The following is a 14,595-nucleotide window of genomic DNA, read 5'->3' as shown; positions in this document are numbered from 1 at the left end:
AAGAACGGCCCCGGCCTCAGGCCGGGGCCGTTTTTCATGCCCGGATCGCGGCGGTGGCCGGGCCGCGCAGGATCCGGCGGGTGGTCTGAACGGTGGCGGCCGCGGTCAGGATCACGGCGAGGGCGACGATGATCCCGTACTGCCACGGGCTCGCCTCCGGCCAGAGCCGGCCGGCCCGGGCCGAGCCGAACGGCACGATGGTGAACAGCGAGGCCAGCGAGCCGCCGAGCACCCCGGTCACGGTGACCAGGACCACCTCGAGCGAGACCATCGCCAGCAGCTGACCGCGGGTGGCGCCGGCCAGGCGGTGCTGGGCGAACTCGCGCCGGCGGCGAGCCGTGGCGGCGATCAGGGTGTTCACCAGCATCACCGCCACGAACAGGGCGATCATCCCGACCACCACGTAGTTCAGTGTCTGGATGTCCCGGGCGTACTCGGGCTGGATCTGCCCCTCGGCCGCGCGGTCCTCGATGCCCTGCATGTACACGGTTCCGGTGGCGATGCCGGTGAACAGCAGCACCGGCATCACCGCCGCGGCCAGCTGACGCGACCGTGCGTGCACGCCGGTCACCGCGAGCTGTCCGGCCACGCCGCCCAGGGTCCGGACGGCCGGGCCGATGACGGCCGTGACCAGCCGCAGCAGTTCGGGCGCGAGCAGGGCCAGGCCGATGGCGGCCCAGATGCCGGCCTGGCCGGCGGTCTGCATCGCGTCGACGCCCTTGCCGTCCATCACCGTCGCGGTCAGGACCGAGCAGTTCGCCCCGGCCAGCAGGAACACCACCGCGCCGATCCGGCGCAGACGCGGCCTTTCCGGCCTGCCGCCGGCTTTCCCGGCCGTACGGCGGGCGGTCGCCCATGCCGCGGCCACCGCGCCCAGCAGCGTCACCCCGAAGCCGGTGCCCAGGGCGATCGGGCCGAACTGGAAGCCGACGGCGGCGTCCACCTGACCCGTGTCCTTGAGCAGCGAGAGCAGCACGCGGCCGAGCGCGTAGCCGACCGGCACGGCGGCCGCCGAGGCGAGCAGGGCGATCGCCGCCGCCTCCCCGACGATCATCCGGCGCAGCTGGGGCACGGTCGCGCCGGCCGAGCGCAGCAGCGCCACCTGATCGGCTCGCTGCCGCACCGACAGCGACAGGGTCGAGGTGACCGCGAAGGCCACGATGACCAGGCACCAGCCGCCGCCGACCGTGGCCGTCGTGGTCAGCGACTCGGTGTCGCCGGTGTCCATCAGGGAGGCGAACGCCATGAGCAGGCAGGCGCCGAGGAAGGCCGACACGAAGGTGGCGATGAAGCCGCCCGGCCGGTGCCGCAGGTTCCGCAGCGCGATGGCGATCATGCCGCGGTCCGGGTGGTGAGGTCGCCCAGGTGGGCGAGGCGCTCGGCCACGGCGTCGGCGGTCGGCCGGGCCAGCGATCCGGCCAGCCGGCCGTCGGCCAGGAACAGCACGGAGTCGGCGTGCGCGGCCGCCACCGGATCGTGGGTGACCATCACGACCGTACGGCCGAACTCGTGCACCGCCGCCCGCAGCAGGCCCAGAACCTCGCGCGCGCTGCGCATGTCGAGGGCGCCGGTCGGCTCGTCGGCGAAGATGACGGCCGGCTCGGTGACGAGGGCCCGCGCCACCGCTACCCGCTGGCGCTGACCGCCGGAGAGCCGCTCGGGCAGTTCGTGGGCCCGGTCGCCCAGCCCGAGGCGGCCCAGGATCGCCCGGGGGCTCCGGGACGACTTCCCGGCCAGGCGCGAGGGGAGCAGCACGTTCTGCTCGACCGTCAGCGACGGCAACAGGTTGTAGTCCTGGAAGACGAACCCGACCCGGCCGCGCCGGAACTTGGTGCGGGCGGTGTCCTTGGTGGCCGTCAGCTCGGTGCCGTCGATGAAGACCCGGCCCGCGGTCGGCTGGTCGAGCCCGGCCGCGCACTGCAGCAGCGTGCTCTTGCCGGAGCCGGACGGGCCCATGACCGCGGTGAACGTCCCCGCGGCGAAGCTTGCTGACACGCCGTCGAGGGCGGTCACCCCGTTGTCGTACGTCTTGTACAGCGATTCCACACGGACCGCGTCGTTCATGATGGTGCCCCTCCCGTGATCGGATGAGTACACCGTACGAGCGCACTAGTTGCGGTGTCGGTAGTGCTAACTCCCCCATGTGGTGCACTAGTGCGGTGGAACCCCTGTACCGGCGGATCGCCGCCCTGATCGAGGCCCAGATCAAAGACGGCGCCCCGGTGCCCTCGACGCGGCAGATCATGGCCATCCACGGCGTCGCCATGGCCACCGCCACCCGGGTCATCGCCCATCTGCGCGACACCGGCCTGGTCGAGACCCGGCCCGGCGCCGGCACGATCGTGGCCGGGAGCGCCGCCACGCCGCCGGACACGGAGGAGGTCGTCGAGGCCGCCATCGCCATCGGCGACGCCGAGGGGCTGGCCGCGGTCTCCATGCGCCGCCTCGCCGGCGACCTGGGCATCCCGACCATGTCGCTCTACCGCTACGTGCCGGACAAGGAGAACCTGGTCCTGCTCATGATGGACCGGGTGATGGCCGACAACCCGCCGCCGGCCACGCTCGACCCGGACACCGACGACTGGCGTGCCTGCGCCGAGGCGCTGGCCCGGCTCCAGTGGTCGATGTACCGCGAGCACCCATGGCTGGCCCAGGCCGTCTCGTTCACCCGGCCCCTGCTCGCCCCGCACGCGATGGCGCACACCGAATGGACGATGCGGGCGCTCCAGCGCCGCGGCTTCGACACCGAGACCCAGTTCACGGCCGCGGTGACGATCGCCAATTACGTACGGGGCACGGCGGTCAACCTCGAGGAGGAGGCGCGGGCCGAGCAGGAGACCGGCATGACCGACCAGCAGTGGCTGGCCTCGCAGGGCGACCGGTTCGAAGCCGTCCTGGGCACGGGGAAACTGCCGCTGATGGCCCGCTACATCACCGAGGGCGACCACGACTTCAACCTGGACGTGCTGCTGGAGTACGGCCTGCAGCGCCTCCTCGACGGACTTGCCGCTCAGTCGAAGGAGAGCCCGCCCGTACGGGTCCGCTTGAGCTCGAAGAAGCCGGGGTAGTTGGCCAGCGCCCGAGCCCCGTCGAAGATGCGCGCCGCTTCCTCGCCCCGCGGGATCTGGTTGAGCACCGGTCCGAAGAACGCGACCCCGTCGATGTGGATGGTCGGCGTGCCGACATCCTCACCGACCGGGTCCATGCCCTCGTGGTGGCTCTTGCGCAGCGCCGCGTCGTAGCGGTCGCCGGCGGCGGCCCCGGCCAGGGAGGCGGGAAGGCCGACCTCGCTGAGCGCCTCGGGCACCACGACGGCGAAATCCTTGTTGTCCTGGTTGTGGATCCGCGTCCCGAGCGCGGTGTACAGGTCGCGCAGCACCTCGTACCCGTGCTCCTCGGCCGCCGCGGTGACGACGCGGGCCGTGCCGAGCGACCGGTCGACGAGATCGCGGTACCAGTCGGGCAGGTCGCGCCCCTCGTTCAGCACGTACAGGCTCATCGGCTTCCAGCGCACCTCGAGCTCGCGCAGCGGCGCGACCTCGTGGATCCACCGCGACGTGATCCAGGCGAACGGGCAGGCGGCGTCGAAGTAGAAGTCGACCCGGGTCATGAAGGCTCCTCGGTTGTGGCTCGGCCCTCAGGCTAGATCCACGCGGACCCGGCCGGAGGGCCAAAGCGAGCTCAATCGATTAGGCCAATGCCGGGGTCTCGCCGGGGCGGCGGGTCAGGACGACCGGGCCGGTGTCGGTGACGGCGACCGTGTGTTCCGAGTGGGCCGTGCGGGAACCGTCGGCCGAGCGGATCGTCCAGCCGTCCTCGTCGAAGCGGATCTTGTCGGTGGTGACCAGGAACCACGGCTCGATGGCGATGGTGAGGCCGGGCGTCAGTTTCATGCCGCGGCCGGCGCGGCCGTCGTTCGGGATGTGCGGGCTCTCGTGCATCGTGCGGCCGATGCCGTGGCCGCCGAACTCGGTGTTGACGCGGAAGCCGTACCGCTTGGCGACGGCGCCGATGGCGGCCGAGATGTCGCCCAGGCGGCCGCCGGGCTGGGCGGCGCCGATGCCGGCCTCCAGGGCCACCTGGGTGGCCTCGATGAGGCGCAGGTCCTGCTCGGCCGGGGTGCCGACGACGACCGAGTACGCCGAGTCGGCCGTCCAGCCGTCGATGGCGACCGCCATGTCCAGGCTGAGCAGGTCGCCGTCGCGCAGCACGTAGTCGTGGGGCAGGCCGTGCAGGACGGCGTCGTTCACCGACAGGCACAGCACGTTGCGGAACGGGCCCTTGCCGAACGACGGCGCGTAGTCCCAGTACGACGATTCGGCGCCGCGCTCCTTGATGAGGCGGCGGGCGTGGTTCTCGAGGTCGAGCAGGTTGACGCCGACCGCGGCCGCGGCGCTGACCTCGGCCAGCACCTCGCCCACGAAGCGGCCGGTGACCTGCATGCGCTCGATCTCGGCGGAAGACTTCAACTCGATCACGGTATAGTTATACCACGCCGTTTTCGACGCTATAGTGACGGAATGGTTCGCCAACCGCACACCGCCGAACAGATCGCGGCCGGCCAGCGCCTTGGCATCGCCCTCCGGCAGGCCCGCGACGGCCGCAGTCTGCACGACGTCGCCCTCGCCGCCGGCATGTCACCCGAGACCCTTCGCAAGATCGAGGTCGGGCGCCTGCCGGCCCCCGCCTTCGGCACCATCGTGCGCCTCAGCGAGGTGCTGGGCGTTCCCCTCGACACCCTGGCCGACGCCTGGCGCGCCGGTATGTACGTCGAACGCGCCTCATAGGGTCTGCCACGGCGTGTCCGACGGGTCGTCGACCGGGGCACCCGGCACGTCGCCGAGGGTCCACCACTTCGCCTGGTACACGACGCCGTGGTACCTCACCCGGTCACCGGCCACGTAGGTCGCGGTCGGGTTCCAGGTGGCGTAGGCGATGGCCGTGGCCGAGGCCGAGGCGGTCGCCAGCGGCGTCTCGCCGGCCAGCACCGGGCCGATCAGCGTCCACGGGGTGTCGGCGGCGTTCGTCACCGGGGCGTCGGGGGTGTCGCCCTGCGTCCACCACTTCGCCAGGTAGACGTTGTGGTGCCAGACGACCTTCGAGTTCTTGGCGTACGCGGTCAGGGCGCTCCAGATCGGGTACGGCGACGTGGACGGATCGTCGGTGGGCGGCGCGGCCACGCCGGCCGCGCTCGACGGGCCGGTCGCCGGGTCGGCGGCCGTGAACTCGTTGAACAGCGCGGTGAACGCGCCCTGCTCCTGGTCGAGGCCGCTGCAACTGTTCGACACGATGGTGGTGTCGACGTAGTTCACGCCGCAGTTGTTGTCCCGGTTGGCCGACCACATCGACAGCCGCCGCAGCCCCTTCTCCCGCGCGAACGCGATGAGCGTGGACGCGTCGGTCAGCTGGAACCGCTCGTCGGCCGTGTCGTTCTGCCCGATCATCGGGGTGGCCGCGATCCGCTGCCATCCCTCACCCGTGCTGACGCCGTACGCGGTGGCGACCTGCCCGGCCAGCGAGGTCAGAGACGCCTCGACCAGGCTCGTCATCGTCCGGCCGGTGCCGGACGAGCCGTAGTCCATGGTGAGCGCGTTGACCCCGGCCACCGAGACGTTCGCCGCCAGCATCGCCTTCAGCGCGGCCACGCCCACGCTGGTGAGCCCGGACGTGCCCACCGGCAGCGTCAGCCACACGTCCAGGCTCTTGCCGGCCGCGTTCTGCTCGGCCTGCACCGTCCGTACGGCCTGGGCCCGGCGCGCCATGACCGCCGCGGTCTCCCGGCCGTCCTCGAGGTCGAAGTCGATGGAGGTGAGGCGGTAGCGGTCCACCACCGACCGGTAGGCGGCGGTCAGCTTGGCCTGGTCGGCGCACGCCGCCGCCAGCTCCTTGTTGCTGGCGCCGCCGAACGACGCCGTCACGTTGCCGCCGCGCTGGCGCAGCCGGGCGATCCGCCGGTCGAGGTCGATGCCGGTCGACGCGGTCGCCAGCGAGTACGCCGTACCCCAGCTGGGCTGGCAGACGACGTCGGTGCTGCTGACCACGAAGCCCAGCACCACGTTGCCGGCGGCGTTGGCCGACGGGTCCTCGAACGAGAACTGCGGGGTGTTGGTGACGTCCACGTACGGCGCGAACGACGACGTCCGGGCGGCGCCCGCGTCCAGCCGGTCCTGGACCGTGCGGAAAGCGAACGGCGCCGAGACCGCGGCGGCCACGACCACGACGACGAGCAGGATCCGCGGGACGGACAGCCGGCGCCGAGGTTCCGCGGCCGAGTCGGGGGATGACATGTGCGTTCCATCGGCGGGCCACGGCGGCACTTGAGGAACTTTCCTCAAGTGGGCCGGCGCGCGGCCGATCCGAGGGGCCGATCACCCTCCGACCCCCTGGGGAGACGTCCATGCCCGCGAAACGCAGGCGCCAGTGGGGCGCCGACCGGCGCACCCAGCCGCTGCCACCGGTGGCGGCGCCGGCGAGCGACACCCTCATCACGATGGGCCGTCTCGGCATCGTCGTCACCGTGCTCGCCTGGGCGGCCTACATCGTCGTCACGGTCGTCTCCCAGTTCGTCAACCGAGGCTTCCAGGGCATGCGGTTCACCTCGGAGACGACGGTCTACGTGGCCATCATGTCGCTGCTGACGATGTCGTCCCTGCTGTACCTGGTGGCCCGGCAGGGCGCTCTGTACCGCACCCGGGCGCACCGGCGGGTGCCGCGGGCGGTCATCGACGAGGCCTTCGACGACCGGCGGCCGGGCATGACGGTGCTCGTGCCCTCGTACCGCGAGGAGATCCCGACCATCCGCAAGACGCTGCTGTCGGCGGCGCTCCAGGAATATCCGGACCTGCGGGTGGTGCTGCTGCTCGACGACCCGCCGCACGCGAAGCGGGCCGAGCACGTCGCCGCGCTGGACGCGGCCCGGGCGCTGCCGGGCGAGCTCGCCGAGTGGCTGCGCGAGCCCCGCGAGCGCTTCGAACACCTCGACCCCGGGACGGCCGACCTGATCGCCGAATACCGCTGGGCCGCCGCCTGGTTGCGCGCCCGGGCCGCCGAGGAACCGGACGAGGACCACGTCGACCGCTTCTTCGCCGAGCAGGTGCTGGGCGCGATCGCGCGGGACTTCGACGACGTCGCCGGCGCGCTCGCCGCCGCGCTCGACGAGGGCGAGCCCATCCCGTACGACCGCAAGCGCCAGCTCGCCCACCGCCTCGCCTGGACCTTCCGCTGCGAGATCTCCAGTTTCGAGCGCAAGCGGTACGCCTCGCTGTCGCACGAGGCGAACAAGGCGATGAACCTCAACAGCTACATCGGGCTGATGGGCCGCGCGTACGAGGAGCGCGAGACCCCCGAGGGCACCGTGCTCGTGCCGTCGGCGGCCGGGACGCTCACCGTGCCCGACTCGGAGTTCATCCTCACCCTCGACGCCGACTCGATCCTGCTGCCCGAGTACTGCCTGCGCCTGGTCCACCTGTTCTTCCTGCCGGACAACCACCGGCTCGCGGTGGCGCAGACCCCGTACTCGGCCTTCCCCGGCTCGGCCACCCGGATGGAACGCCTCGCCGGCGCCACCACCGACCTGCAGCACATCGTCCACCAGGGCATGAGCTACCACGACGCGACGTTCTGGGTCGGCGCCAACGCGGTCATCCGCAAGCGGGCCCTCGACGACATCGTCGAGGTCGAGCACGAGGGCGGCCACGAGGTGCGCCGGTACGTGCAGGACCGCACCGTCATCGAGGACACCGAGTCCAGTCTGGACCTGGCCATCCACGGCTGGCGCCTGATCAACTACCCGGAGCGGCTCAGCTACAGCGCCACCCCGCCCGACTTCGGCTCGCTGGCCATCCAGCGCCGCCGCTGGGCCAACGGCGGCCTGCTCATCCTGCCCAAGCTGTGGCGCAACAGCCGCGAGCGCACCCAGCGGGGCGAGCACGGCAGCGCCGCGCAGACCTGGCTGCGGATCAACTACATGGCCTCGACCTGCTGGAGCAGCATCGGCCTGATCCTGCTGCTGGCCTACCCGTTCGACAGCAAGCTGCTGAGCCCGCTGATCGTGCTCGCCGCGCTGCCGTACTTCCTGGCCATGGCGAGCGACCTCAAACGCCTCGGCTACAAGCGCACCGACATCCTGCGCGTCTACGGCTTCAACCTGATCCTGCTCCCGGTCAACCTGGCCGGCGTCGTGAAATCGTTGCAGCAGGCGGTGACCGGCAAGAAGATCCCGTTCGCCCGTACGCCGAAGGTGGCCGACCGGACCTCGACCTCGCTGCTGTTCGCGGTCTCGCCGCTGCTCATCATCGCGTTCTCGGTCTACACGATCTGGCGCGACTACCAGTTGCAGAACTGGGGAAACGCGGCCTTCGCGACCCTGAACGCGCTGGCCGCGGGCTACGCCGTCGTCGCCTTCATGGGCGTACGCAACACGATCGTCGACCTGTGGCTCGGCTTCGTCGAGCACCTGTACGTCCCGGAGAAGCCGGCCAAGGCGGTCGTCCGCCGTCGCCGCCGCACGGCGCCCGAGCCCGCCCCGGCCCCGTGGCAGGAGGTCCTGTACCGCGGCGCCGCGGCCACCGCCACCGGCAGCTACCACGCCGAGGCGACCGGCTCGTTCCACATCCTGGCCTCGCCCCCGTCGGCTCCGCCGCAACACAACCGGCGCGTGTCGGACCGCTCGTGAAACTGTCGGGGCTCCTCGAAGGTGGGTCTGCCAGAACCAGTGTGAGGACGCCGTTTGTTCTTACGGTCTTGGTATGACATCCACTAACAAAACTGCAATCGTCACTGGATCCACGAGCGGCATCGGTGCCGCGATCGCCCGGGCGCTCGCGGCGGACGGGATCACCGTGCTGGTCACCGGTCGTGACGCCACCCGCGGGCGGAAGATCACCGAGGAGATCACCGGCGCCGGGCACCGAGCCGTCTTCGTGCCCTCGGATCTGGCCGGCGAGCCGGCTCGGGTGCGTGCCTTCGCCGCCGAGGCCCGCGAGGCTCTCGGCGGCACGGTCGACATCCTGGTCAACAACGCCGGGATCTACGTGACCCGGCCGACCCCGACGCTCGAGGACGACGACCTCGACCGGATGCTCGCCGTGCACATCCGGGCCCCGTATGTGCTGGTGGCCGAGCTCGCGCCGGCGATGGCCGAGCGGGGGCGGGGAGCGATCGTGAACGTCGGGTCGTGGATGTCGCGCACCGGTCTGCCGTTCGGCGCGCTCTACACCGCCACCAAGGCCGCCGACGAGCAGCTCACCCGGGCCTGGGCGGCCGAGTTCGGCCCGCGCGGGGTCCGCGTCAACGCGGTCGCTCCTGGCATCACCCTGACCGAGGGCAACGCGGCGGCGCACGACATGGCGAAGGCGAACGCGAAGGGCACCCCGGCCGGTGTGCCGGTTCAGCCGGACGACGTCGCCGCCGCCGTCGCCTTCCTCGTCTCGGACCGCGCCGCCATGGTGCAGGGCACGACGCTCGACGTCGACGGCGGCCTCACCGCCACCCGCCTGGCCTGATCCGTCCGGGGCACGACGGGCCGGCCCACTCAGCGGCTGGCCCGCAGCGAGCCCAGCAGCCGCAGGCGGTCGGCGTCGGCCGAGTCGGGCTCGGCGGTGAAGACCAGCATGACGGGTCCCGGGTTGCCCGGCAGGGGATAGGTGTCCCAGAACAGGTCGATGTTCCCCAAACCAGGCACCCGGAAGGTCTTGGTGCCGCTGACCGATTTGCGGACGTCGTGCCGTGCCCACAGCCGGCGGAACTCGGCGCTGCGGATGCTCAGCTCGCCCACGATCGCGGTGGCGCGCGGATGAGTGGGATCGCCGGCGACGGCGGCGCGCATCATGCCGATGTAGTCGAGGGCCTGCTGTTCCCAGCCGGGGCAGGTGCGTTGAGCGGTCCGCGTCTCGTCGAACATCAGCAGCAGCATGTTGAGCCGGCCGGGTTCATAGCCGGCCGGGTCGCCCAGCAGCGCCTGGGCCAGCGGGTTCCAGTCGAGCACGTCGAGGTGACGGCCGAGAACCACGGCCGGGGTGTCCATCACCCGTAACAGCCGGCGCGTGCTCTCCGGCACCCGTTCGGGACGGCGGCCGGCCTCGGCCGGCACCCGCCGCCGGACCGCCCGGGCCAATCCGAACAGGTGCCGGCGTTCCTCGTCGTCGAGCACGAGGGCGTCGGCGAGCGCGTCGAGGACGTCGTCGGACGGGCGCACCTCGCGACCCTGTTCCATCCGCTGGTAGTAATCGGTGCTCAGCCCGGCCAGCAGGGCCAGCTCCTCGCGCCGCAGGCCGGTGACCTTTCGCCGGCCGCCCGGCTCGAGGCCCACGTCGTCCGGGCTCAGCCGGTCGCGCCGGGCGCGCAGGAAACTGCCGAGCTCCTGAGCGTAGGGACTGTTCATCCTTTCAGTGTGCCGCGGCCCGAGCCGGCGAAGGTAGGTCTGGCCGACCTAGGCAGACGGCACCGGTCCCGGGCCCTCGAGCGGCATCTGCTTCCCGAGGGCCGCTTCGTGCGCAGGTCCTAAGGCCGGCTCAGGGGTACCACCTCCGGGGCGCCGAGGCGGGCGGCGTCGGCGGTCTCGTCGTCGGGTTGTTCCTGGGAGCGGCGTTCGGCCTCGACGCGCAGCCGGTAGCGTTCGACCTCGCGGGTGGTCTGGTCCTCGGTCCAGCCCAGGACGCCGGCCACCAGCGAGGCCGCGATCGGGGCGGCGGCCACGCCGCGGTCGAAGGTCTCGATCGAGATGCGGGTACGCCGGGTCAGGACGTCCTCCAGGTGGCGGGCGCCCTCGTGCGAGGCCGCGTAGACCAGCTCCGCCCGCAGGTAGTCCTCGGCCCCCTCGACCGGCGCGGCCAGCGACTGGTCGTCCTCGATGAGGGCGAGGACCTCGGTGACCAGCGTGCCGTAGCGGCCCAGCAGGTGCTCGACCCGGGCCACGTGCAGGCCCGAGTCGGTGGCCAGGACGCGGCGGCGGTTCCACAGGGCGGCGAACCCGTCGGCGCCGGCCAGCGGGACGTCGTGGGTGCAGGAGGGCGGGACCGAGCGGCCCAGGTTGTGCACGCACGCGTCCACGGCGTCCTTGGCCATCACCCGGTACGTCGTGTACTTGCCGCCCGCCACCACGACCAGGCCGGGCTGCGGGCTGCCCACGGTGTGCTCGCGGGACAGCTGCGACGTCGACTCCGACTCGCCGGACAGCAGCGGGCGCAGGCCGGCGTAGACGCCCTGCACGTCGGTCCGGCTCAGCGGGGTCGACAGCACCGTGTTGACGTGTTCCAGCAGGTAGTCGATGTCGGTGCTGGAGGCGGCCGGGTGGGCCTTGTCGAGGGCCCAGTCGGTGTCGGTGGTGCCGATGATCCAGTGCCGGCCCCACGGGATCACGAAGAGCACGCTCTTCTCCGTGCGCAGGATCAGCCCGGTCTTCGACTGGATGCGGTCGCGCGGTACGACCAGGTGGATGCCCTTGGACGCGCGGACGTGGAACTGGCCGCGCTCGCCGACCAGGGCCTGCGTGTCGTCGGTCCACACCCCGGTCGCGTTGATGACCTGCTGGGCTCGTACCTCGAAGGTCCTGTCGTGCTCGAGGTCGTGGACCCGCACCCCGGTGACCCTTTCCCCTTCCCGCAGGAATCCCACGACCTCGGTCCGGGAGGCCACGTGGGCCCCGTAGGCGGCCGCCGTGCGGGCCAGGAACATCGTGTGCCGGGCGTCGTCGACCTGGGCGTCGTAGTACTGCAGGGCGCCGATCAGCGCGTCCTTCTTCAGCGCGGGGCACTCGCGCAGGGCGCCGCGGCGGGTCAGGTTGCGGTGGCGCGGCAGGCCGCCGTTCATCGCCAACGTGTCGTAGAGCGTGACTCCCGTGCCCGCGTAGACCCGCTCCCACGCGTGGTGCTGCAACGGATAGAGGAACCGGACCGGCCGTACGAGATGGGGCGCCAGCCGGGTCAGCAGCAGGCCCCGTTCGCGCAGGGCCTCGCGGACCAGCGCGAAATCGAGCATCTCGAGGTAGCGCAGGCCGCCGTGGATGAGTTTGCTGGACCGGCTGGAGGTGCCCGACGCGAAGTCGCGCGCCTCCACGAGCCCGACCGTGAGGCCGCGGGTGGTGGCGTCGAGGGCGCAGCCCGCGCCCACCACGCCGCCGCCCACGACCAGCACGTCGAGCTCGGCGCCGGCCAGCGAAGCCAGCGCCGATTCCCGGTACTCCGGTGACAGAGCAGTCATGATCAGTCCACGTCCACCCAGTCGAGAGTGCGCTGCACCGCCTTCTTCCATTTCTCGTAGCCGCTGTTGCGCTGTTCCTCGTTCCAGGCCGGCTGCCAGCGCTGTGACTCGTTCCAGTTGGCGCGCAGCTCGTCGGTGTTCTTCCAGAAGCCGACCGCGAGCCCGGCCGCGTAGGCGGCGCCGAGCGCGGTCGTCTCGGCCACCACGGGCCGGCTGACCGGCACGCCGAGCACGTCGGCCTGGATCTGCATGGCCAGGTTGTTGGCGGTGATGCCGCCGTCGACCTTGAGCACGTCGAGGGTGACGCCGGAGTCCTGCGCCATCGCGTCGACCACGTCGCGGCTCTGGTAGCAGATGGACTCGAGGGTGGCCCGGGCGATGTGCGCGTCGGTGTTGAAGCGGGACAGGCCGACGATGGCGCCGCGGGCGTCGGAGCGCCAGTACGGCGCGAACAGGCCGGAGAAGGCCGGCACGAAGTAGACGCCGCCGCTGTCGGGCACCTGCGAGGCGAGGGCTTCGCTTTCCGCGGCCGACTTGATGACGTGGAGCTGGTCGCGCAGCCACTGCACGGCCGAGCCGGTCACGGCGATCGAGCCTTCCAGGGCGTACACGGGCGCCGCGTTGCCGAACTTGTAACAGACTGTGGTCAGCAGGCCGTTCTCACTGCGTACGAGATCGGTCCCGGTGTTGAGAAGCATGAAATTGCCGGTGCCGTACGTGTTCTTGGCCTCGCCGGGGGAGAAGCACACCTGCCCGACGGTCGCCGCCTGCTGGTCGCCCAGATCGCCGGTCAGCGGCACCTCGCCGCCGAGCGGGCCGGGCCAGCGTGCCACCCCGTACGTGTCCGGGTCGGACGACGGCCGGATCTCCGGGAGCATCGAGCGGGGGATGTTGAAGAAGCTCAGCAGTTCGTCGTCCCACTGCAGAGATTCCAGATCCATCAGCATCGTCCGGCTGGCGTTCGTCACGTCCGTGATGTGCCGGCCGCCGTCGACACCGCCGGTCATGTTCCACAGCAGCCAGCTGTCGGTGTTGCCGAAGATGGCGTCGCCGCGCTCGGCCGCCTCCCGTACGCCGTCGACGTTCTCCAGAATCCACTGGATCTTGCCGCCGGAGAAGTAGGTGGCCGGGGGCAGGCCGGCCTTGCGGCGGATCACGTCGCCCCGGCCGTCGCGGTCGAGGGCCGACGCGATCCGGTCGGTGCGGGTGTCCTGCCAGACGATCGCGTTGTAGTACGGCCGTCCGGTGGTCCGGTCCCACACCACGGCCGTCTCGCGCTGGTTCGTGATGCCGAGCGCGGCCAGGTCGCTCGCCTGGAGGTTGGCCTTCTGCATGGCCGTACGGACGACTGTCGTGGTCCGTTCCAGGATCTCCACCGGGTTGTGCTCGACCCAGCCCGCCTGGGGCAGGATCTGCTCGTGCTCGAGCTGGTGCCGGGCGATCTCGTTCCCGCCGTGATCGAAGATCATGAAGCGGGTGCTGGTCGTGCCCTGGTCCACGGCGCCGACGAAGTCAGCCACGGGTTGCCTCCTCCACTCTCTGGTCCGGGATGCGACCCGGCTCCTGCGGGCCGTCGGCCGGCAGGAACCGCCCGACGAGCACCTTGTACAGTCCGGCACCGAGCAGGCCGCCGATGATCGGCGCGACGATCGGTATCCAGAAGTAGAGATACCCGGTCTGATCGCGCCAGGCGCCACCGTAGCCGGTGAGGAAGCTGGCGAGTCGCGGCCCGAGGTCACGCGCCGGGTTGATCGCGTAGCCGGCGTTGGTGCCCCACGCCATGCCGATCGCGACCACGATGAGGCCGACGATGAACGGCGCCAGGTTCGCCTGGGGCGCCGTGTTGGCCGCGTCGGTGACGGCCAGGATGAGGAAGAGCAGGATCGCGGTGCCGATGATCTGGTCGCGGAAGGCGCCCCACTCGCCGACCGGCAGGCTGCCGTTGCCGGGCAGGGTGGAGAAGACGCCCTGGGTCTTGATGGTCAGGCCGGGGTCGGCCGCGTGCAGGACCTCGGTGTAGTTCCAGCGCACCAGCAGGGCGGCCACGAACGCGCCGAGGACCTGGGCCAGCGAGTACGGGGCGACCTTGCGCCACTCGAAGCCCTTGAAGGCGGCGAGCGCGATGGTGACGGCCGGGTTGAGGTGGGCCCCGCTGGTGCGGGCGGCCACGTAGACGCCGAGGGTCACGCCGAGGCCCCAGGCCCAGGCGATGCTGTCGTGGTCGCCGATGCCGGCTCCGGCCACCTGCGCGACGACGCCCACGCCGAAGAGGATGAGGATCAAGGTCCCGGCGAACTCGGCGGCCAGCTCGCCCCATAGTCCGGGGAGTTTCAGCCTTTCTGCCATGTGCCCTCCTTGGAAGATGCACCGGACGCTAGGTAGCCGGGGGAGCACGGG

The 14,595-nt window shown here is 71.5% G+C and carries 13 protein-coding genes; 4 read left to right on the top strand and 9 right to left on the bottom strand.

Annotated features, from left to right (window positions below):
* Positions 1 to 34 precede the first annotated feature (34 nt).
* Positions 35 to 1,336, bottom strand: a complete 1,302-nt coding sequence (locus tag ACGFJ7_RS44650) for an FtsX-like permease family protein (protein WP_392648335.1) — start codon at positions 1,334 to 1,336, stop codon at positions 35 to 37.
* A complete protein-coding gene (locus ACGFJ7_RS44645; RefSeq protein ID WP_392648332.1) occupies positions 1,333 to 2,064 on the bottom strand; it encodes an ABC transporter ATP-binding protein in 732 nt (243 codons plus the stop codon). The genes ACGFJ7_RS44650 and ACGFJ7_RS44645 overlap by 4 nt, the downstream gene beginning before the upstream one ends.
* A gap of 95 nt (positions 2,065 to 2,159) precedes the next feature.
* Between ACGFJ7_RS44645 and ACGFJ7_RS44640 the strand changes: the two genes are divergently transcribed.
* Entirely contained in the window at positions 2,160 to 3,068 is a 909-nt protein-coding gene (locus ACGFJ7_RS44640) for a TetR/AcrR family transcriptional regulator C-terminal domain-containing protein (RefSeq protein WP_392648329.1), read from the top strand.
* Here ACGFJ7_RS44640 and ACGFJ7_RS44635 read toward each other — a convergent pair.
* Positions 3,011 to 3,610 (bottom strand): DsbA family protein, encoded by a 600-nt coding sequence (locus ACGFJ7_RS44635; protein ID WP_360257790.1) that lies wholly within the window; start codon positions 3,608 to 3,610, stop codon positions 3,011 to 3,013. The two genes, ACGFJ7_RS44640 and ACGFJ7_RS44635, sit on opposite strands and share 58 nt — an antisense overlap.
* Positions 3,611 to 3,689: 79 nt before the next feature.
* Positions 3,690 to 4,478, bottom strand: coding sequence for a type I methionyl aminopeptidase (map, locus tag ACGFJ7_RS44630; RefSeq protein WP_392648327.1), 789 nt, complete (start codon positions 4,476 to 4,478; stop codon positions 3,690 to 3,692).
* A gap of 42 nt (positions 4,479 to 4,520) precedes the next feature.
* Between map and ACGFJ7_RS44625 the strand changes: the two genes are divergently transcribed.
* The gene (locus ACGFJ7_RS44625; protein ID WP_360257796.1) at positions 4,521 to 4,787 is read left to right on the top strand and encodes a helix-turn-helix transcriptional regulator; all 267 of its coding nucleotides are present in this window, start codon (positions 4,521 to 4,523) and stop codon (positions 4,785 to 4,787) included.
* On the opposite strand, the gene ACGFJ7_RS44620 is transcribed toward ACGFJ7_RS44625, so the two are convergent.
* Positions 4,782 to 6,287 carry a chitinase gene (locus ACGFJ7_RS44620; RefSeq protein ID WP_392648325.1) on the bottom strand — a complete coding sequence of 502 codons (1,506 nt, stop codon included), beginning with the start codon at positions 6,285 to 6,287 and terminating at the stop codon, positions 4,782 to 4,784. The two genes, ACGFJ7_RS44625 and ACGFJ7_RS44620, sit on opposite strands and share 6 nt — an antisense overlap.
* A gap of 110 nt (positions 6,288 to 6,397) precedes the next feature.
* On the opposite strand from ACGFJ7_RS44620, the gene ACGFJ7_RS44615 reads away from it, so the two are divergent.
* Together ACGFJ7_RS44615 and ACGFJ7_RS44610 are read left to right on the top strand one after the other, a co-directional pair.
* Complete coding sequence (locus ACGFJ7_RS44615; protein WP_392648323.1) at positions 6,398 to 8,674, top strand: glycosyltransferase family 2 protein; 2,277 nt, start codon at positions 6,398 to 6,400, stop codon at positions 8,672 to 8,674.
* Between the two features lie 73 nt (positions 8,675 to 8,747).
* On the top strand, positions 8,748 to 9,503 hold the full coding sequence (locus ACGFJ7_RS44610; RefSeq protein WP_392648320.1) for an SDR family NAD(P)-dependent oxidoreductase: 756 nt from the start codon (positions 8,748 to 8,750) through the stop codon (positions 9,501 to 9,503).
* A gap of 29 nt (positions 9,504 to 9,532) precedes the next feature.
* Here the strand turns inward: ACGFJ7_RS44610 and ACGFJ7_RS44605 are convergent, their stop codons facing one another.
* From ACGFJ7_RS44605 to ACGFJ7_RS44590, 4 genes are all read right to left on the bottom strand, one after another.
* Complete coding sequence (locus ACGFJ7_RS44605) at positions 9,533 to 10,381, bottom strand: helix-turn-helix transcriptional regulator (RefSeq protein ID WP_392648317.1); 849 nt, start codon at positions 10,379 to 10,381, stop codon at positions 9,533 to 9,535.
* A 119-nt stretch (positions 10,382 to 10,500) separates the two neighbouring features.
* A complete protein-coding gene (locus ACGFJ7_RS44600) occupies positions 10,501 to 12,204 on the bottom strand; it encodes a glycerol-3-phosphate dehydrogenase/oxidase (RefSeq protein ID WP_392648443.1) in 1,704 nt (567 codons plus the stop codon).
* Positions 12,201 to 13,718 (bottom strand): glycerol kinase GlpK, encoded by a 1,518-nt coding sequence (gene glpK / locus ACGFJ7_RS44595; protein ID WP_360257809.1) that lies wholly within the window; start codon positions 13,716 to 13,718, stop codon positions 12,201 to 12,203. The genes ACGFJ7_RS44600 and glpK overlap by 4 nt, the downstream gene beginning before the upstream one ends.
* Complete coding sequence (locus ACGFJ7_RS44590; protein WP_360257812.1) at positions 13,711 to 14,544, bottom strand: MIP/aquaporin family protein; 834 nt, start codon at positions 14,542 to 14,544, stop codon at positions 13,711 to 13,713. Before ACGFJ7_RS44590 ends, glpK begins: the two co-directional genes overlap by 8 nt.
* Between the last annotated feature and the right edge of the window lie 51 nt (positions 14,545 to 14,595).

The organism is Actinoplanes sp. NPDC048988 (genome assembly GCF_043197815.1).
In the GTDB taxonomy this organism is placed as follows: domain Bacteria; phylum Actinomycetota; class Actinomycetes; order Mycobacteriales; family Micromonosporaceae; genus Actinoplanes.
Note: the sequence above shows the minus strand (reverse complement) of the source record. Positions and strands in the feature narration are given on the sequence as shown.

Excerpts from the sequence above, each read along its gene's own strand:
- ACGFJ7_RS44605 (WP_392648317.1), bottom strand. The coding sequence starts at position 10,381 with ATGAACAGTCCCTACGCTCAGGAGCTCGGCAGTTTCCTGCGCGCCCGG.
- ACGFJ7_RS44625 (WP_360257796.1), top strand. The coding sequence starts at position 4,521 with ATGGTTCGCCAACCGCACACCGCCGAACAGATCGCGGCCGGCCAGCGC.
- ACGFJ7_RS44615 (WP_392648323.1), top strand. The coding sequence starts at position 6,398 with ATGCCCGCGAAACGCAGGCGCCAGTGGGGCGCCGACCGGCGCACCCAG.
- ACGFJ7_RS44635 (WP_360257790.1), bottom strand. The coding sequence starts at position 3,610 with ATGACCCGGGTCGACTTCTACTTCGACGCCGCCTGCCCGTTCGCCTGG.
- ACGFJ7_RS44620 (WP_392648325.1), bottom strand. The coding sequence starts at position 6,287 with ATGTCATCCCCCGACTCGGCCGCGGAACCTCGGCGCCGGCTGTCCGTC.
- ACGFJ7_RS44610 (WP_392648320.1), top strand. The coding sequence starts at position 8,748 with ATGACATCCACTAACAAAACTGCAATCGTCACTGGATCCACGAGCGGC.
- ACGFJ7_RS44590 (WP_360257812.1), bottom strand. The coding sequence starts at position 14,544 with ATGGCAGAAAGGCTGAAACTCCCCGGACTATGGGGCGAGCTGGCCGCC.
- ACGFJ7_RS44650 (WP_392648335.1), bottom strand. The coding sequence starts at position 1,336 with ATGATCGCCATCGCGCTGCGGAACCTGCGGCACCGGCCGGGCGGCTTC.
- ACGFJ7_RS44645 (WP_392648332.1), bottom strand. The coding sequence starts at position 2,064 with ATGAACGACGCGGTCCGTGTGGAATCGCTGTACAAGACGTACGACAAC.